The sequence below is a fragment of the Micromonospora sp. NBC_00330 genome, from assembly GCF_036136635.1.
GTDB lineage: Bacteria > Actinomycetota > Actinomycetes > Mycobacteriales > Micromonosporaceae > Micromonospora > Micromonospora salmantinae.
Map to the genome: position 1 here is coordinate 2014789 of NZ_CP108012.1, position 18520 is coordinate 2033308.

The following is an 18520-nucleotide window of genomic DNA, read 5'->3' on the forward strand; positions in this document are numbered from 1 at the left end:
GCCGGCGTGCCGCGACTGGAGACGATCACCAAAGACAATGTGGAGGCCGCGTGCCGGGTGAGCGTGCGGCCCGACCAGGAGAAGTTCTCGTCTCCGGTCGCCTGGTCCCTCGCCGAGGCGTACGCGCAGCCCGAGATCGCGTGGCCGCGTCTCATCGTCGAGAATGACGAGATCGTCGGCTTCCTGATGGGCTTCTTCGACATCGTGTGGGATCCGGCCCAACCGGACGACAGGCGCTCGGGGCTGTGGCGGCTGAACATCGCCGCCGAGCACCAGGGTCGAGGGTACGGACGCTTCGCGGTGCAGGCCGTCCGCGACGAGGCCCGCCGACGTGGGCACGACCGCGTCTACACGACGTGGACGCCGGGGCCGGACGGCCCGGAGCGGTTCTACCTGAAGCTCGGGTTCCAGCTGACCGGGGAGACCAGCGAGGACGAGGTGGTGGGCGTCCACACCACCCGCTGACCGCAGGCAGTGGACCACCCGGACCGAGTGATCAGCAGTGCGGCGGTGCCTGCGTACGATGCGGGGTCGAGTTCCCCTCGTCGCGGCGGAGGTATCGGGCAATGGCTGGCCAGCACGAGGGTTTCGCCCTCGGCATCGACCTCGGCACGTCCAACACTGTCGCGGTGCTGCGCTGGCCGGACGGGCGGACCCGACCGCTGCTGATGGACGGTCAACCGCTCAGTCCGTCCGCCGTCTACGCCGACCCGGACGGCACCCTGCACACCGGCTGGGACGCCCGCCGGTTGGCGCAGGCCGACCCGGCTCGGTTCGAGGCGAACCCGAAGCGTCGGGTGGACGAGCCGACAGTGCGGCTCGGCGAGCGCGCGTACCCGCCCGCCGACCTGCTCGCCGCGGTGCTGGCGGCGGTCGGCCGGGCGGCGGTGGGTGCTGTGGGGTTCCTGCCGCCGGCCGTGGTGACCTGCCCGGCCGCCTGGGACGCGACGCGGCGACAGGTCCTCGCCGACGCGCTGCTGCTGGCGGGTTGGCCGCAGGCGGTCGAGCACACCCTCGCCGGGCCGACACCGCCCGGCACCCGGCTGCTGCGGGAGCCGGTGGCCGCCGCCCGCTACTACACGCAGGTGCTGCACCGTCCGGTGCCGGTCGGCGGGGCGATCGCGGTGTTCGACTTCGGTGGCGGGACGCTCGACGTCGCGGTGCTGCGCAACGAGGGCGCCGACCCCTGGGGTGACTCCGGCTTCAGCGTGGTCGCCGACGGTGGCCTGCCCGACCTGGGCGGTCTGGACCTCGACGCCGCGCTGGTGCGGCGGGTCGGCGAGTTGGTCGGTGAGCGGCACGCCGCGCAGTGGGCCCGGCTCACCCGACCGGCGGATCCCGCGCAGCGCCGCGACCAGGTCCGGCTCACCGACGAGGTACGAGGTGCGAAGGAGACCCTGTCCCGGTCTGCTGTCGCCCCGGTCGCGGTGCCGGGAGTGGCCGAGACGATCCAGCTGACCCGGGCGGACGTCGAACGGGTGGCCACGCCGTTGCTGCGCCGGGCGGTGCAGCGGGCCCGGGAGGTCATCGCCGCCGCAGGGCTGCGCCCCGATCAGCTCGACGGGTTGTTCCTCGTGGGCGGGTCGTCCCGAATCCCGCTGGTGGCCCGCATGCTGCACGCCGAGCTGGGGATCGCGCCGACGGTGCTGGACCAGCCCGAGTTGCCGGTGGCCGAGGGCGCCCTGACCGACCTGCCGCTGCGCAAGCCGCTACCCGCCCCGGCGTACGCGGGAGCGCCGCTCGCACCACCCGCGCCTGCTCCGGTGAGCCCGCCCGCCCCGGCCGGAGCGCGCGCCCCGGTCGTACCGTCGCAGCCCTGGCCGGGATCGACCCCGCCGGCGGGCCCGCCCCCCGGCCCGGGTCTGGCCGGCGCCACCCCGACCCCGCCGGGCGGCGCGACAGGCTGGCGGCGGGCGCGCTGGGTGGTGCTCGGCGCGGTGCTGGCCCTGGCCGGGGTGGCCACCGCGGCGACGCTCTACCTGACCCGGGACCGCTACCCGGATCTGACGTTCGACTCGCTGCGCGAGCTGTCCCGGCCGTCGGCCGGCGCCGAACGGCCGGTCGCCATGTGGACGGCGGTGCTCGACGATCGGGCCTACCTGGCGTTCCCGCTGCCGGACGACCGGTTGGAGGTGGTGGCCGTCGACGCGGGAGACGGCCACCAGCTGTGGCGGAAGCAGACCGACGTGCGGGCCGACGACTGGGAGGGGATCATCGCCGTCCCCGGGGCGGTCGCGGTCCTCGCCGACGCGCCAGGCGACAGCACCCCCCGACCGCTGGCCGTCCTCGACGGGCGTAACGGCGAGCAGCGCTGGCAGCGCGTACTGCGTGGTGACGACGACGTCTACTTCACCGACGACACGGCGGTGCTGGTGGACCGGGCCGCGGACGCACTGGTCGGCCTGCGCCTGACCAACGGCTCGACGAAGTGGACCCAGCCCAACCCCCGTGGCCAGTACGCCGGTGGCCGTACCGTGGTCCGGCCGGTCGGCACCGACGCGGCGGCCGGCGGGCCGGCCTTCCTCGACGGCACGCCCCGCAACCCGTGGACGAGCAAGGGCCGGCGACTGGTCCAGGTGGGTGCGGACCGGTCGGTGCGGCTGCTCGACATGGCCTCCGGCGCGGTGCTGCGCCAGTGGGGCAGCGTCGCCGACCTCGACGACCTGGTGGTCGCCCACGAGGACCGCCTGTACGTGGCCGCCAACGAGGGTGGTTACCAGCTGCTCGCGTACGACCTGGGTTCCGACGCCGAGCCGGTGGTGCTGCACCGCTCCGGCAACGACGAGTACCGCCCGAAGGAGCTGGTGGCCTGCGGCGAGCGGCGGGCCTGCCTGTTGCAGGTGCCCAACAATGACGTCGCGCGCACCGAGGTGGTGGCGGCCACCGAGGGCGAGGGCATGATCAAGTGGTCGGCGCCGGGCGTGACCGGCCTGGTCCCGTTGGGTGAGCAGGTGCTCGCCCAACGGGAGTTGCCGGAGCCGACAGTCACCGTCTTCGACGCCGCCGGCAAGCCGGTGCTGCGGGACCGGGGCGGGGTGGCGGTCCGCCTGGACGCGGGCAACCTGCTGGTCTTCGCCAAGGCGCCCAGCGTGGTCGCCGACAACCGGGTGCTCGCCGGGGTGTGGGCCGAGTCCGGGGAGGTCGACGAGTTGGGTGAGCTGAAGGACGTGCGCAGCTCGTCCTGCTCGTGGAACACCCACGTGATCGCCTGCGGCGCGGACAAGGACTTCGTGCTGTACCGCTTCACCGACGACTGACGTCTTCGGCTCACCGGTCGGCTCGTACGATGCTCCGGTGAATCTTCGAGGTACGGTCCGCGCCGATCGTCCGCTGGTGGTCCTTGCCGTGGGCGAGGAGGCCCGCTACCTGCCGCCCGAGCTGCCGGTCCTGCTCACCGGCATGGGCAAGGTGAACGCCGCCAGCGCGGTGGCCGCCGTGCTGGCCGCCGGGCCGCGACCCACCCTGCTGCTCAACCTGGGTACGGCGGGCGCGTTGCGCCCTGGCTGGGCCGGCATCCACGAGGTCGCCACGGTGCTCCAGCACGACCTGGACACCGAGCTGCTGCGCACGCTCACCGGCGAGACCTACGGGGCGCCGCTGTCGCTGGCCGCCGAGGGCGCGGTGCTCGCGACCGGTGACACCTTCGTTGCCGACGACGCGGAGCGGGACCGGTTGGCGCAGCGCGCCGACCTGGTCGACATGGAGGGGTACGCGGTGGCCTGGGCCGCCGCGCAGGCCGGCGTGCCGTGCCGGCTGGTCAAGCAGGTCAGCGACGAGGCGGGGGAGGGCGCGGCCCGAACCTGGCAGGAGTCGGTGGACGCGTGCGCCCGAGACCTCGCCGAGTGGGCCGCTCGACACGTCGCCTGAGCCTGACGAGTCAGTCGTCGGGTTGCCGCAGCCGCAGGCCCGGCGTGGTCTCCCGGGCCGCTCCGGGCACCAGGATGTGCGCCGCCAGCGTGAGCGCCACGACCGTGGTGACCAGCAGTGGCGGCCAGCGGCCGGCCCACGGCAGCGTCAGCAGTGGCAGGGGGAGGCAGAGCATTCGCCGCCACGGCACGAGCATGGACACCAGCAGTGTGAACAGGACGCGGCCGATCACGAACAGCGCCGGGCCGCCCAGGATCAGTAACAGCCACCCCACCGGCGTGGTGCCGGTGGGGTGGGTGACGACCAGGTCGAACGAGGCCGCCGTGGCGACCACCCCGGCCAGCATCACCAGATGGGTGTACGGAGCCACCCGCGCCGGCCGGCCCGCCCTGGCCCCGGCCTCCAGCAGCTCGCCGGCCCGGAACACGTAGACCTGCCAGAGCAGCAGCATGATGGCGAACGCGCAGAACAGCGCGGCGACCCGGAGCCCGGCCAGCGGGCCCCGGCTGACCTGCAGCGTGGGCACCAGGATGATGTCGCCGAGGGCCAGGATGACGAACTGCTGGTACCGCTCGCCCAGGTGCGCTGTGGTCCGCTCGTACTGGTCGAAGGGCACCCGGCCCAGCCGGGGCGTGGGGTAGCGGGCCGCCGCGGAGAGCAGGTCGATCGCGATGGCGATGCTCCAGAGGGTCCAGTTCACAGTGCCGGACAGCGCACCGGTGATCCAGAAGACGCTGGAGACGAGGAACCAGAAGAGGAACCGGATGGCGCGGATCATGGCCGAGCGGTGATGCTGCTGGTGCAAGCTCGTGATCAGGATGATGCCGCGAATGACGTGGGTGCCGACGTACGCGATGGCGAAGACCAGCGCGTGCCCGCTGGTGACCTTCGGCAGCGATGCGCCCATCCCCACCGCCCCGACCATGGCGACCATCAGGATGGCCTGGATGGGGCGTTGCTGCGGATCGTAGAACTCGGTGGTGGTGGAGGTGACCGACCAGGTCCACCAGATCGCCGTCAGCATCAGCAGGACCATCGCGGCGCCGGACCAGCTGTGGACTCCCGCGAGCAGGGTCGAGGTCAGCGCGAGCGAGGCCACGAAGACCACGTCGAAGAGCAACTCCAGCAGCGTGGCCCGCGTCGAACCGTCCGGCCGGCGTACCAGTGCCGCGGTGCCTCCGGTGGTCATGCCCGGCCTCCCGCAGTGTCTCCGAGGATTATCGGCGGTGCGAGCGCCCTCCGTCCCCGGATCGGACGATTCCCGCCGGCCGGGGAAAGGGCGGCGGCGCTTCGGCCGTACGAGCAGGGGTCAGTTCTCGGGTTGCCGCAGCCGCAGGCCCGGCGTCGTCTCCCGGGCCGCTCCGGGAAACAGGATGTGACCGGCCAACCCGAGCGCCACGACCGTGGCTACCAGCACCGGCGGCCAACCGCCGGCCCACGGCAGCACCAGCAGTGGCAGGAGCTGCCAGGCAACTCGACGCCACGGCACGACCCACGACACCGCCAGGGTGAAGATGACGCGGCCGACCACGAACAGCGTCGGCCCGGTGATGATCAGCACGAGCCACGGCACCGGCGTCGTTCCGGTCGGCCTGGTGACGACCAGGTCGAAGGTGGCGGCAGTGCCGGCCACGCCGGCCAGCATGATCAGATGGGTGAACGGGGCCAGTCGCGTCGCCCGGCTCCCCTTGGACCCGGCCGCCACCAACAACTCGCCGGCGCGGAAGACGTAGATCTGCCAGAGCAGCAGCATTGTGGCAAAGGCGCAGAGCAGGGAGGCGAGCCGGAGGGGATCGAGGTGGCTCCGGCTGACCTCCAGCGTCGGCAACAGGATGATGTCGCCGAGGGCCAGGATGATGAACTGTTGGTACCGCTCGCCCAGGTGCTCGGTGGTCCGCCCGTACTGGGCGAGCGGCACCCGGCCCAGCCGGGGGGTGGGGTAGCGGGTCGCCCCGCCGACCAGGTCGATCGTTATGGCGATCGTCCAGAGCCCCCAGTTCGGAGTCTCCGACAGTGCGCCGAGGACCCAGAAGACGCCGGACGCCGTGAACCAGAAGAGAAACCGGGTGGCCCGCTCCCTGGCTGTCAAGTGCCCCTGCCGGTGCAGGGCGGTGACCAGGATGACGCAGCGAATCACGTGCGTGCCGACGTACGAGATCACGAAGAGCAGCAGGTGCCCGATGGTGACCATCGGCAGCGATGCCGCCATCCCCACCGAGCCGACCATGGCGATCATCAGGATGGCCTGGATCGGGCGTTGCTGCGGATCGTAGAACTCGGTGGTGGTCGTGGTGACCGACCACGTCCACCAGATGGCGGTCAGCATCAGCAGCAGCTTGGCGCCGCCAGACCAGGAGAGCTCTTCGGACAGCAGTTTCGATGTCAGCGCGAGGGCGGCCACGAAGACCACGTCGAAGAGCAACTCCAGCAGCGTTGCCCGGGTCGACTGGTCCAGCCGGCGTACCAGCGCCGCATTCCCGTTGGTGGTCATGCCTGGCCTCCCGCCGCGATCTCCCGAGGAATTATCGGCGGCCCCGACAGGGGCCGTGCCCGGATCGGCGATTCCCACCGGTCGGGGAAGAGGGCGTCCGGAGGTTGCCACGGCGTCGGACGCCGGGCGATGCTTTACTGCATCCATCAATCTCGATCTCGCCGGAGGTTCGGATGCGCCGCTCCCCGCTGGTCGCCCTCGTCCTGACCACCCTGCTGCTCGTCGCGCCCAGCGCGGCGCAGGCCGCCGTCCCCGACCGGGCCGCCGCGCCCGCCGCCGACCCGACGGCCACGCTGACCGGGGTACGCACCGCGGGCACCGCCTGGGGTCTCGACCCCGCCACCGGCCGGATGACCCTCACCGTCGACGACACCGTGGCCCCCAGCGAACTGGCCGAGCTGCGGGCGGTGACCGACCGGGCCGGCGTGCTGCTGCGCCGCGAACCCGGAACGCTGCGCCCCCTGATCGCCGGCGGGCAGGGCATCTACGGCGGCGGTGGCGCGCGCTGCTCGCTCGGCGCGAACGCGCGCAGCGGCAGCACCTACTACGTGATCACCGCCGGGCACTGCACCACCGCCGCCCCCACCTGGTACGCCGACAGCGCTCGGACCACAGTGCTCGGCACCCGCACCGCCACCAGCTACCCCACAAACGACTACGGGCTGATCCGCTACACCGGCCAGATCGCCCACCCGAGCGCCGTCTACACCTACCCCGGCCTGCTGACCATCAACGGCCCCGGCAACGCGTACATCGGTCAGGCGGTGTGCCGCAGCGGCAGCACCACCGGCGTGCGCTGCGGCACCGTCACCGGTCTCAACCAGACCGTCAACTACGCCACCGGCGTGATCTACGGCCTGATCCGCACCAACATCTGCGCCGAGCCGGGGGACAGCGGCGGACCGCTCTACGTGGCCTCCACCGGCAGGATCCTCGGCATCCTCTCCGGCGGCACCGGCAACTGCACCGCCGGCGGCACCACCTACTACCAGCCGATCGCGGAGGTGCTGGCCGCGTACGGGCTGACGTTGCCCTGAGCGTCGAGGTGTGACGTGCGACGGGTTGCCCGTCCCGCGCGGGACACCTAGGCTCGGCGACGCCCAGCACCCCCGCCGCGAGGACGTGTGCCCGATGCCGACCGCCCCCCGACCTGACCAGCCGAGTGTTCCGGCCGGCCATCCGTCGATCGAGGTGGCCGCCGTGGGGGAGACGATGGTGGTGCTCTGCCCCGCGCCGGGTGAGCCGCTGGAGCACGCCGAGCGGGTCGCCGTCTCGGTCGGTGGGGCCGAGTCCAACGTGGCCGGTTACCTGGCGAGCCTGGGACACCTGACGACCTGGGTGAGCCGGGTCGGCGACGACCCCTTCGGTCGGGCCGTCGTCCGACACGTCGCCGCCGCCGGCGTCCGCGTCGACCAGGTGTGCGTGGACCCGACCGCGCCCACCGGCCTGTACGTCAAGGACCCCGGCCCGGAGGGGACCGCCGTGCACTACTACCGGGCCGGGTCGGCGGCCGCCCGGATGGACCCCGCCACGCTGGCCGACCCGGCGCTGGCCGGTGCCCGGGTGCTGCACCTGTCCGGAATCACCCCGGCGCTGTCCGCGTCCTGCCGGGCGCTGGTCGAGCACGCGGTGACCGACCGGCCGCTGGTGGGGTCGCTGGTCAGTTTCGACGTCAACCACCGGGCCCGGCTGTGGTCCGCCGAGCAGGCCGCGCCGGTGCTGCGCGACCTCGCCAACCGCTGCGACCTCGTCTTCGTCGGGCAGGACGAGGCGGAGACCCTCTGGGGCACCACCGACCCGACGGCCGTACGCGAGCTGTTGCCCGATCCGGAGACGGTGGTGGTCAAGGACGGCGCGGTGGGCACCACCGCGCTGGTCCGCGACGCCGAGCCGGTCTTCGTGCCCGCGCCCCGGGTGACTGTGGTGGAGCCGGTCGGCGCCGGAGACGCCTTCGCCGCCGGCTACCTGGCCGGGCTCCTACGCGGCCTCGACCCGGTGCGGCGGTTGCGCCTCGGTCACCTCGTCGCGGCGCAGGCGTTGACCAGCAGCGGCGACAACGCCCCGGTTCCGCCGTGGGCCTGGTTCGAGAAACTCATCGACGCCCCCGCCGACGCCTGGTCACCGCTCGACCTGACCGCCCCGGGGGCGACGACCTGAGCCGGGCCGCCGGGTTGCGACCCGACCAGCAGCGACAGTCCCACCGCGACCTCGGATGGAGTGCACCATGACCACACCGGACTTCGACCACATCTTCGGCGGCGCCCGGGTGATGGCGATCCTGCGCGGCCTGCCGGTCGCCGAAACCGTTCGGCTCGCCGAGCGTGCCTGGGATCTCGGCATCGACGTGGTGGAGGTTCCGGTGGCCACCGCCGACGCGGTGCCGGCGCTGCGGGCCGCCGTCGAGGCGGGGGCCGAGCGCGACCGGATCGTCGGCGCCGGCACCGTGCTCGACGTCGAACAGGTCGCCGCGGCGGCCGACGCGGGCGCCCGGTTCACCGTCGCGCCCGGCCTGGACCTCGCGGTCGCCGACGCCGCCGCCGCGCGTGGCCTGCCGCACCTGCCCGGTGTGGCCACCCCCACCGAGGCCCAGCAGGCACTACGGCACGGCCTCACCTGGCTCAAGGCGTTCCCCGCGATCTCCCTCGGCCCGGCCTGGTTCAAGGCCGTCGCCGGCCCGCTGCCGCAGTTGCGCTTCGTCGCCACCGGCGGCCTCGACGCCGGCAACGCCGGCGCGTTCCTGCAAGCAGGCGTACGCGTGGTGGCCGTCGGCTCCGCCCTCTCCGACCCCACCCAACTAGACGCCCTAGCCAAGCTCACCCGCAGCTCCCTCTAACCCCCCGTCTTCCCCCCGGCCCCGCCCCCGCCCTCCACACCGTCGATCATGGAGTTGTGGTGGGGTGCGAAAGGTGTGTTCAGCCTGTTGCCGGGCACCACAACTCCTTGATCGACGGGGGCGGGGCCGGACCGGGCCCTGCACCCCGACCACCCAGCCGCGATCTTGCACTTGCTGTCCCGACAAAGGTCGCGAATCGGGGCACATCGGTGACCGTAAGTGCAAGATCGACGCGGGTGGCGAGACGCAACGTGGGGCACGCGTGGCGGGGTTGCGCCATGGCGTAAGTGCGTCGGGGTGCGGTGCGCGGTTGGGGTGGGCTCTGCGTCGATGCTGTGGTGCGTACCACTTCTCGACACAAAGAGGTCATCGTGGCTCTGTCTCACCGGCGCCGCCGATCCGGGCTGATCGCCCTCGGCGCCGCCCTCACCCTGGCGGCCGGGTTCACCCCACCCGGCGCGGGAGCGGCCGCCGCCCCGCCGAACAACCCCGACCGCCCGGCGGGTCAACCCCCGGCCGCCGCCGGACGCGCGTCCACCGTCACCCTGATCACCGGTGACACGGTCACCGTCACCACCGCGGCGGACGGCAGCACGGTGTCGACGGTGCGCCGGCCGGACGGCAGCACCCCCAGCTTCCACCGCACCGTGCGCGACGGCGACACCTACGTCTACCCGGACGCCGCGCTGTCCTATGTGACGAGCGGCGTGCTGGACCGGCAACTGTTCAACGTCACCGACCTCATCGCCGACGGCTACGACGACGCGCACACCGACGCGCTTCCGCTGATCGTCACGATGACCGACGCGGCAGCCCGCAACCGCACCCGCCCCACCGTCGACGGCGCCGAGCTGGTTCGACAGTTGGACAGCGTGCAGGGCGCGGCGCTGACCCGCCAGCGCGCCACGGCCGACCGGTTCTGGACCGCGCTGACCGCCGGTTCGACCCGGCGTACGGGTGGCGCCCCGACCCTCGCCAACGGCATCGCCAAGGTCTGGTTGGACGGCCGGGTGCACGCGGACCTGGCCGAGTCCACCGCGCAGATCGGCGCGCCGAAGCTGTGGGCCGAGGGCAACACCGCCACCGGTGTCGACGTCGCGGTGCTCGACTCGGGTGCGGACGCCGAACACCCGGATCTCGCCGGTCAGATCGCCGAGTCCAGCAGCTTCGTGCCCGAGGAGCCCGACATCCTCGACTACAAGGGCCACGGCACGCACGTCGCCTCGACGATCGCCGGCACCGGCGCCGCGTCCGGTGGCACCGAGCGGGGTGTCGCCCCGGGTGCCCGTCTGCACATCGGCAAGGTGCTCAACAGCGAGGGCAGCGGCCAGAACTCGTGGATCATCGCCGGCATGGAGTGGGCGGCCCGTGAGCAGAAGGCCCGGGTGGTCAGCATGAGCCTGGGCGGTGAGGCCACCGACGGCAGCGACCCGATGAGCCAGGCGGTCGAGCGACTCAGCGCCGAGACCGGCGCCCTCTTCGTGATCGCCGCCGGCAACAGCGGCCCGGCCACCATCGGCAGCCCGGGTGCCGCCAACTCCGCGCTCACCGTGGGTGCCGTCGACAACACCGATCACCTCGCCGACTTCTCCAGCCAGGGGCCTCGCGCCGGCGACGGCGGGCTCAAGCCCGAGATCACCGCCCCCGGCGTGGACATCCTGGCGGCCCGCTCGCACCTGGTGCGGGGCGGCTCCGGCGACTACACGTTGATGAGCGGCACGTCGATGGCGACCCCGCACGTGGCCGGCACGGCCGCGCTGGTCGCCGCCGCGCACCCGGACTGGACCGGTCAGCGGATCAAGGAGGCGCTGGTCAGCACGGTCAAGGCCACCCCCGAGTACACCCCGTACCAGGCGGGTGCCGGCCGGGTGGATGCTGTCGCCGCCGCACACGCCACAGTCTTCGCCACCCCGAGCGCCTACTCCGGCTTCCAGGCGTGGCCGCAGCAGCCGGGCGCGAGCGTCGACCGTACGGTCACCTACACCAACCTCGGCAGCGCGTCGGTCGACCTGAAGCTGGCCCTCGACGCGGCCACCGCGCCGGCCGGACTGTTCGCGCTCTCCGCCGACCGGGTCACAGTGCCCGCGGGCGGCACCGCCACCGTGACGGTGACCGCCGCTTACGACAAGCTGCCGGTGGAGAAGCAGGTCAGCGGCATGATCGTCGCCACCGACGACACCGGTGCGGTGCGCGGACGCACCCTGATCGGCGCCGGCAAGGAGGGGCAGCGGCAGAACCTGACGCTGGTCGCCAAGGACCGCGACGGCAAGCCGCTCGTCGGCAAGGTCATCCTCACCGCCGACACCCTGTTCACCGCCGTGGACCTGCCCGAGAGCGGCACCGCCACGCTGCGGCTGCCGGTGGGAAGCTGGAACGGTTGGATCTCCGCGGACGTGCGCGGCGCGCACGGACCGCACTCCAAGGGCATGGCGATGCTCAGCTTCACCGACGTGAACCTGGACCGCGACCGCACCGTCACCCTGGACGCGCGCGACGCCCGGCAGGTGCAGGCCCGGGTGCCGCAGGAGGCCACCGCCAGCGCGCTGCGGATGGACATCCACCGGTCCACCAAGAACGGTCTCACCGAGAGTCAGGTGCTGCCCGACGACTCGTACGACAGCATGTGGGCGTTGCCGACGAGCCGTCCGGTGACCGACGGCGAGTTCGAGTTCGGCGCCCGGTGGCGGCTGGAGCAGCCGGCCCTGACCGTTTCGGCGGGCGGTCGCCCGTACGACGACCTGTTGGTGAAGCGGGCGACCCCGGCGCTGCCGGCCGGTCGTCGCCAGCTGGACGCGGTCTACGTCGCCGACGCGTCGGCGACGGAGCTGGCCAAGCGTCCGGTCCGGGACCGGGCCGTCGTGGTGCGCCGCAGTGACAGTGTGGACATCGCCACCCAGGCGCAGGCCGCCGCGGCGGCCGGAGCGAAGCTGCTGCTCGTGGTGAACGACGGCGTCGGTCGGCTCCAGCCGTGGGACGAGGCGCCGTGGAGCCCGGAGAGCCCGGCCCCGGTGACAGTGGCCACCCTTGGTGCCGACGAGGGCGGGCAGCTCATCGCCGCGCTGGAGCGGGGCGCGGTGCGGCTCACCGTCGAGTCGCACCCGGAGACCACCTACCTGTACGACGTGGCGCACCACTGGACCGGCACGGTGCCGGCCGACCCCACCTACCGGCCCACGAAGCGGCAGTTGGCCCGGGTCGACGTGGAGTTCCGCAACTACCGGCAGGGCAAGGCGTTGGAGTTTCGTACCGACGTCTGGCGCGGCTGGGCGTCGAGCAACCAGGAGCCGGCCCCGGCGCAGGGCCGACGCACCGACTGGGTGAGCGCCGACCAGCGGTGGATCGACGACGCGTTCATCGCCGGCGAAACCGGTCAGCACCTGATGGCGGTGGCCACCTACCCGGCCGGCAAGCCGAGCGCCGTCACCTGGTTCGGGCCGATCCAGCGACCCCGGATGGGCGGCAACTACGTGCCGGTCCGCTACCTGGACACCGTCTACCTGCCCGCGCCGGGCTGGGGCGACGGGGGCGGCCACATCGGTGAGGCGTACGCGAACTACGACATGGTCAACCGGACCACCCTCTACCAGGGCGACAAGGAGCTGAACTGGGGGAACGCCGAGTACCTCCAGGTCTCCGGGCTGGCGGGGCAGCGACTGCCGTACCGGCTGGTGGTGGAGAACGACCGGGCCGCGTGGACCAACCCGTACTCCCGGCAGACCCGCACCGAGTGGGGCTTCCACTCGGCGGTCACCGGGGAGGAGACGGCCGAGGTGCTGCCGATGATCCAGCTGGACTACCAGGTGGCCATCGACTCCGCCGGCAAGGCGTCGCGGCGGGCACCGCTGACAGTTGTCGCCTCCCACCTGCCCGACGTCACCGGCACGATCGGCGCGGTGACCGTCGAGGTGTCCTACGACGACGGGGCGACCTGGCAGAAGCAGCGTCTGACCCGGCACGGCGACGGCTGGCGTACCTCGCTGGCCGCACCGGCGAAGGCCGGCTTCGTGAGCCTGCGCACCACGGCGCGGGACACCGCCGGCAACACGGTGAGCCAGAGCATCAGCCGGGCGTTCGGCCTGCGCTGACAGCACTGCGGCCGGCCGCCGCTCGGGGTGCGTGAGACACCCCGGGCGGCGGCCGGTGCCGTCAGTGGAGTTCCTCGGTGAGCTGGTCCCAGTCCGTCACCACCGGCAGCAGGTCCCCGGCCAGCCAGGCTGCGCTCTGGTCGTCGTGGTGCGGGTCGCCGGTCACCCCGCAGGCGCCCAGGGGGACCACCCAGCGGCTGTCCGAGCGGCGGGCCAGGTCCCAGACGAAGCGCGCCGCCGGCCCCCGGAAGCACCAGTGGGTGACCCCGGGCACGCTGGAGGTGGCCAACACGCAGTCGTGGTCACCGTCGAGCCGGGGGCCGGGCCCGGTGTCCGGGCCGGGCAGGGCCCGCCACGGCGCCAGCCGGTGCAGGTCCCCCCAGGGCACCTTCCCGGCCGCCGCCTCGGCGACCTCCTCGGCCGCGTCGCGTACCAGCGCGGCGATGTCCACACCGGGCAGCGGGGTCGCGCCGAGCAGGTGCTCCAGCGCGTGACCGACGCGCGGCGTCAGGGCCAGCCAGGGCGCGAACACCTCGGGGTACGCGGGCAGCGCGGCCAGCGCGGCCAGCGCCGGGTGGGCGGCGATCCGGCGTACGACAGCCGCCCGCAGGATGGCGTAGGCCGCCGCGTCAGTGCTGTCGGCGGCCATCCGACGATCCCAGCGCAGCAGTCGTTCCCGAAGCGCGGCGGCGGCCGGACCGAGCCCCGTCGACTCGGCGAGGACCGCCAGCAGCGGCCCGGCCGCGCCCAGGTACGTGTCGGTGTGCACCGCGGCCATCTCGTCGGCCGTCCAGCCCGAACGGGCGTCGAGCAACTCGGCGATGCGATGCGCCCGGTGCCCTGCGGCGAACTCCACCCCGAGCGGCGCGGCCAGCCCGCGCTCGTTGGCCATCACCGACCGACCGACCACCTCGGCACGGGGCATCGGCGCGTGCCAGCCCTGCCAGGCGTACGCGGCGTCCCATCCGGGGACCACCCGCCGGCCGTTTTCCGGGTGCCGTACCGGCACCGCACCGGCGACCCGGTGCAACAGCCCTCCGGCGGTGTCCGCCGCCTGCACCACGTTGACCGGCTCCACCCAGTGCCGCAGCGCGTGGTCCACATCGGCCACCGTGCGGGCGCGCAGCAGCTCCGGCAGCGTCGCGAAACCGAGATCACCCCGGACCCGGGGCGGGTAGCGCAGGCTGACGGCCGTCTCGTCGTCCGGCCCACCGGCGATCACCGGACCACGATCGGTCTCCACCACCTCGACCTCGACCGGGTCGGCCCCGGCCACCTCGATCGTCTCCACGTGGCGGTGCGCCGGTCGCCAGCCGTCCGGGCTGAGCGCCTGCACCCGGGAGCCGTCGCGGCGCAGCCGCTCCGCGTAGACGTCCTGGTAGTCGGCCATCGCGTTGGTGATCGCCCAGGCCACCGGACCCGTGTGCCCGAAGTGCGCGATGCCCGGCACACCCGGCACCGCCAACCCGACCACGTCGTACTCCGGGCAGGCCAGCCGGATCTGCTGGTAGACGCCGGGATCCTCGATGAACCGGTGCGGATCACCGGCGAGCAGCGCGGCCCCGGTGCCGGTGCGCTCGGCGGCGAGCAGCCACCCGTTGCTGCCGGCCACGGCCGGCCCGTCGGTGGCGAACAGGTCGACCGCGTCCGGCCCGAGCCGCTGCGCCACGTGTTCGCGCCAGAGCTTGCCGGGGAACCCGGCGAACAGGATGTGGTGACCCAGCCAGACCGCGAGCGGTGTCCACGGCTCCCACCGACCCGGGCGCAGCCCGGTGGCGGCGAACTCCGGTGACCGGGCCGCCCCGACGGCGAGAGTGGCGTTGACGCCGTCCACGTAGGCGCCCACCCACTCGGCGGTCGCCGGGTCCAGTGCCGCGTGGCAGCGGCGTGCGGTGTCGTCGAGCCGGACCTGCCGGACGAACCGGTCCCAGCCGAGCGCGTCGGGGCCGAGGAACGCGGCGCTGGTGCCCTGGGCGCGGTGCCGTTCCACCTCGATCTGCCAGGCCCGGTCGTACGCGGTCACCCGGCCCTGCGCCACCGCCAGCGCGATCGGGTCGTCGGCCCGCAGGTGCGGCACTCCCCACGGGTCACGGAAACGCTGCTCACCGCTGTGCTTGCTGTGCTCGCTCACGCCGGCTCCGGGGCCACTGCGGTGGCGCGGCGTCGGGCTGCGGGGACGACCAGCGGGGTGCCCGTCTCCGGGTCGTCGATCACCCGGCAGGGCAGCCCGAACACCTCCGTCACCAACTCGGCGGTGACCACCGACGCCGGCTCCCCGGCGGCCACCACGCGCCCGTCGCGCATGGCGATCAGGTGGGTGGCGTAGCGGGCCGCGTGGTTCAGGTCGTGCAGCACCGCGACAAGGGTGCGGCCCTGCTCCTCGTGCAGCCGGGCGCAGAGATCCAGGATCTCGATCTGGTGGGCGATGTCGAGGTACGTGGTCGGCTCGTCGAGCAGCAGCAGGGGCGTCTGCTGGGCCAGCGCCATGGCGATCCAGACCCGCTGGCGCTGTCCGCCGGACAGCTCGTCCACCGCCCGGTCGGCGAGGTCGTCGACACCGGTCGCGGCCATCGACTCCTCGACCACCCGCTCGTCCTCGCGGGACCACTGCCGCAGCAGCCCCTGATGGGGGTAGCGACCCCGGGCGACCAGCTCGGCGACGCTGATGCCGTCCGGCGCGATCGACGACTGCGGCAGCAGCCCGAGCGTACGGGCCACAGTGCGGGCCGGCAGATCGTGAATGTCCCGTCCGTCCAGCAGCACCGCACCGGCGCTGGGGCGAAGCATTCGGGACAGGGCGCGCAGCAGCGTCGACTTGCCGCACGCGTTCGGGCCGATGATCACCGTGAAGGACCTGTCGGGCACCGCCACTGTCAGGTTCTCGGCGATGGTGCGCTGGTCGTAGGCGAGGGTCAGCGCGGTGCCGCCGAGTCGGGAATCGCCGGGTCGCATGGGTGCTCCTTCGAGGGCGTCACTGGTGTTCACAGCCGGCCCGCCCGACGTTCCATCGCCAGCAGCCAGACCAGGTAACCGCCGCCGATCACGCCGGTCACCACGCCGACCGGGAGTTGGTGCCCGGCGAACGCGCGCTGCGCCACCAGGTCGGCCCCGACCAGCAGCGCCGCGCCGACGGCCATCGACGGCAGCAGGTTCGGGCCAGGGGCCCGGGTCAGTCGTTTCGCCACGTGCGGGGCGACGAGCGCCACGAAGGACACCGGCCCGGCGGCTGCCGCCGCGAACGAGACCAGCAGCACGGCGGCAGCGAGCAGCACCAGGCGCAGCCGGCGTACCGGCACGCCCAGGGCGCTGGCCGCGTCGTCGCCCAACTCCATCATCCGCAACGCCGGGGCGCAGCCGACGAGCACCAGCGGCGCCAACACGACCAGGACGGCGAGCAGCGGCCCGGCGTTGGCCCAACCCCGCCCGTCCAGGCTGCCGGTGAGCCAGAGCACCGCGCGGGCGGCTTCCATCAGGGGCGCCCGGGTCAGCAGGTAGCCGTTGACACCGGTCAGGATCGCGGACACCCCGATGCCGACCAGGATGAGCCGAAAGCCGTGCACCCCGCGCCGCCAGGCGAGCGCGTAGATCACCAGCCCGGTGCCGAGACCACCGACGACCGCCGCGCCGGCCAACGCCAGGCTGCTGCCGCCGAGGACAACCACCACCAGTGCCCCGGTCGACGCGCCCTGGGTGAAGCCCAGGATGTCCGGGCTGCCCAACGGGTTGCGGACCAGTGACTGGAACACAGTGCCGGCGAGAGCCAGGGCCGCACCGACCAACAGGGCGGTGACCAGCCGGGGCAGGCGCAGCTCGAGCACGATGAACTGCTCTGCCACAGTGCCACCGCCGGTCAGCGTGCGCAGCACGTCCGCCGGTCCCATCGGGTAGTCGCCACTGCCCAGGGCCACCAGACCGAACCCGGCGGCAAGCACCGCCGCGCCGGCCCCGACGCCCAACGCGCGGGGCCGAAACCGCAGCGACAACCCCCCAGTACGCAGAACAGTCACGCCATCGCTCCGCTTCGCTGCGCGCTGGCGCGACGCGCCAGAATCCTGAGCCTGCCGGTTCGCTCGCTCCGCTCGCTCACGGTTGCGCCACCGGTCGACGGGTGACCAGCCACAGGAAGAGCGGGCCGCCCAGTACGGCGGTCACCATGCCGACCTGGAGTTCACCGGGGCGGCCCAGCACCCGGCCGAGCACGTCGGCGCCGAGCAGCAACGCGGGTGCGAGCACCGCGCAGTACGGCAGCAGCCAACGCAGGTCCGGGCCGGTCACTGCGCGAACGAGGTGCGGCACGAGCAACCCGACGAAGACGATCGGGCCGCACGCGGCGGTCGCCGCGCCGCAGAGCAGGGTGACGGCGACGATCACGGCGGCACGGATCAGCGCGGGTCGAGCGCCGAGGGCTCGCGCCGCGTCGTCGCCGAGCGCCAGCGCGTTCAGCGGACGGGCGGCGCCGAGCGCGACCAGCAGCCCGATGAGGATGAACGGCAGCACTCGGGTGACGGTCGCGGAGTCCGCGCTGGCCAGTGAGCCGACCGTCCAGAAACGCAGCCGCTCCAGCGACGCGGTGTCCAGCAGCATCACCGCGCTCACGTAGGAGTAGAGGGTGGCGTTGAGCGCCGCCCCGGCCAGCGCGAGTCGGGCCGGGGTGGCACCGCGTCCGCCGCCGACGGCGTAGACGAGCGCTGTCACCGCCGCCGCGCCGAGCAGCGCGAACCAGACGTACCCGCCGACGGCGGTGACGCCCAGGAACGCGGCGGCGGTGGCGACGGCCGCGGACGCGCCGGCGTTGATGCCGAGCAGACCGGGATCGGCGAGTGGGTTGCGGGTGAGGGCCTGCATGACCGCGCCCGCCACACCGAGGGCGGTGCCGGCGAGCAGCCCGAGCAGGGTGCGGGGCAGGCGCATCCGGTGCACCACTGCGTACTCGGTGGCGTCGCGGTGCAGCAACCCGGACCAGACGTCGGCGAGCGGCATGGCCTTCGCGCCGACCGCGATGCTGAGCACCACGATCACCGCGAGCAGTGCCACGGCGGTGACCAGGCCAGCGGCGCGGGCCGCCCGACGGCCACGCCGGCGCGGGGGTGCGGCCGTTTCCCTGGCCGGCACGGGCGGTGCCGGTCGGGTGACGGTAGGTGTGGCGTCCAGTGTGGGCTCCGGGGTGGTGGCGACACGGCGTACCGCTGTTGACAATGACCGAGGTTAGGCTAACCTAACCCCGCTGCCCTGGTCGACCCCGGC

13 protein-coding genes are annotated in these 18520 nt (G+C 73.4%); 7 read left to right on the forward strand and 6 right to left on the reverse strand.

Features of this window, described 5'->3' with window-relative positions; genetic code table 11:
- Positions 1-6: 6 nt before the first annotated feature.
- From OG598_RS08820 to OG598_RS08830, 3 genes are all read left to right on the forward strand, one after another.
- Entirely contained in the window at positions 7-465 is a 459-nt protein-coding gene (locus OG598_RS08820; protein ID WP_328653946.1) for a GNAT family N-acetyltransferase, read from the forward strand.
- A 101-nt stretch (positions 466-566) separates the two neighbouring features.
- Positions 567-3257: an Hsp70 family protein gene (locus OG598_RS08825; protein ID WP_328653947.1), complete on the forward strand. Its 2691-nt coding sequence runs from the start codon at positions 567-569 to the stop codon at positions 3255-3257.
- 37 nt (positions 3258-3294) lie between these two features.
- Positions 3295-3867 (forward strand): nucleosidase, encoded by a 573-nt coding sequence (locus OG598_RS08830; RefSeq protein WP_328653948.1) that lies wholly within the window; start codon positions 3295-3297, stop codon positions 3865-3867.
- A 10-nt stretch (positions 3868-3877) separates the two neighbouring features.
- Here OG598_RS08830 and OG598_RS08835 read toward each other — a convergent pair whose 3' ends face one another.
- The gene (locus tag OG598_RS08835) at positions 3878-5056 is read right to left on the reverse strand and encodes a low temperature requirement protein A (protein WP_328653949.1); all 1179 of its coding nucleotides are present in this window, start codon (positions 5054-5056) and stop codon (positions 3878-3880) included.
- A 120-nt stretch (positions 5057-5176) separates the two neighbouring features.
- Positions 5177-6358: a low temperature requirement protein A gene (locus tag OG598_RS08840; RefSeq protein ID WP_328653950.1), complete on the reverse strand. Its 1182-nt coding sequence runs from the start codon at positions 6356-6358 to the stop codon at positions 5177-5179.
- Positions 6359-6531: 173 nt separating this feature from the next.
- Here OG598_RS08840 and OG598_RS08845 point away from each other — a divergent pair, with 173 nt between their 5' ends.
- The 4 genes from OG598_RS08845 to OG598_RS08860 all read left to right on the forward strand — a co-directional run bounded on the left by OG598_RS08845 (position 6532) and on the right by OG598_RS08860 (position 13276).
- Positions 6532-7395: a S1 family peptidase gene (locus OG598_RS08845; RefSeq protein ID WP_328653951.1), complete on the forward strand. Its 864-nt coding sequence runs from the start codon at positions 6532-6534 to the stop codon at positions 7393-7395.
- A 94-nt stretch (positions 7396-7489) separates the two neighbouring features.
- Positions 7490-8515: a sugar kinase gene (locus OG598_RS08850; protein WP_328653952.1), complete on the forward strand. Its 1026-nt coding sequence runs from the start codon at positions 7490-7492 to the stop codon at positions 8513-8515.
- 67 nt (positions 8516-8582) lie between these two features.
- Complete coding sequence (locus OG598_RS08855) at positions 8583-9191, forward strand: bifunctional 4-hydroxy-2-oxoglutarate aldolase/2-dehydro-3-deoxy-phosphogluconate aldolase (protein ID WP_196923371.1); 609 nt, start codon at positions 8583-8585, stop codon at positions 9189-9191.
- Between the two features lie 371 nt (positions 9192-9562).
- Positions 9563-13276, forward strand: a complete 3714-nt coding sequence (locus OG598_RS08860) for a S8 family serine peptidase (RefSeq protein ID WP_328653953.1) — start codon at positions 9563-9565, stop codon at positions 13274-13276.
- A 61-nt stretch (positions 13277-13337) separates the two neighbouring features.
- On the opposite strand, the gene OG598_RS08865 is transcribed toward OG598_RS08860, so the two are convergent.
- The 4 genes from OG598_RS08865 to OG598_RS08880 all read right to left on the reverse strand — a co-directional run bounded on the left by OG598_RS08865 (position 13338) and on the right by OG598_RS08880 (position 18472).
- Positions 13338-15407, reverse strand: coding sequence for a penicillin acylase family protein (locus OG598_RS08865; protein ID WP_328653954.1), 2070 nt, complete (start codon positions 15405-15407; stop codon positions 13338-13340).
- Positions 15404-16228 carry an ABC transporter ATP-binding protein gene (locus OG598_RS08870; RefSeq protein WP_328653955.1) on the reverse strand — a complete coding sequence of 275 codons (825 nt, stop codon included), beginning with the start codon at positions 16226-16228 and terminating at the stop codon, positions 15404-15406. Before OG598_RS08870 ends, OG598_RS08865 begins: the two co-directional genes overlap by 4 nt.
- Before the next feature lie 29 nt (positions 16229-16257).
- Positions 16258-17283, reverse strand: a complete 1026-nt coding sequence (locus OG598_RS08875) for a FecCD family ABC transporter permease (RefSeq protein WP_328653956.1) — start codon at positions 17281-17283, stop codon at positions 16258-16260.
- Between the two features lie 76 nt (positions 17284-17359).
- The gene (locus OG598_RS08880; RefSeq protein ID WP_442931463.1) at positions 17360-18472 is read right to left on the reverse strand and encodes a FecCD family ABC transporter permease; all 1113 of its coding nucleotides are present in this window, start codon (positions 18470-18472) and stop codon (positions 17360-17362) included.
- Positions 18473-18520 lie beyond the last annotated feature (48 nt).

Bases quoted from the DNA above. Each gene is read 5' to 3' on its own strand.
- OG598_RS08825 (WP_328653947.1), top strand. From the start codon at position 567: ATGGCTGGCCAGCACGAGGGTTTCGCCCTCGGCATCGACCTCGGCACG.
- OG598_RS08835 (WP_328653949.1), bottom strand. From the start codon at position 5,056: ATGACCACCGGAGGCACCGCGGCACTGGTACGCCGGCCGGACGGTTCG.
- OG598_RS08840 (WP_328653950.1), bottom strand. From the start codon at position 6,358: ATGACCACCAACGGGAATGCGGCGCTGGTACGCCGGCTGGACCAGTCG.
- OG598_RS08845 (WP_328653951.1), top strand. From the start codon at position 6,532: ATGCGCCGCTCCCCGCTGGTCGCCCTCGTCCTGACCACCCTGCTGCTC.
- OG598_RS08850 (WP_328653952.1), top strand. From the start codon at position 7,490: ATGCCGACCGCCCCCCGACCTGACCAGCCGAGTGTTCCGGCCGGCCAT.
- OG598_RS08855 (WP_196923371.1), top strand. From the start codon at position 8,583: ATGACCACACCGGACTTCGACCACATCTTCGGCGGCGCCCGGGTGATG.
- OG598_RS08870 (WP_328653955.1), bottom strand. From the start codon at position 16,228: ATGCGACCCGGCGATTCCCGACTCGGCGGCACCGCGCTGACCCTCGCC.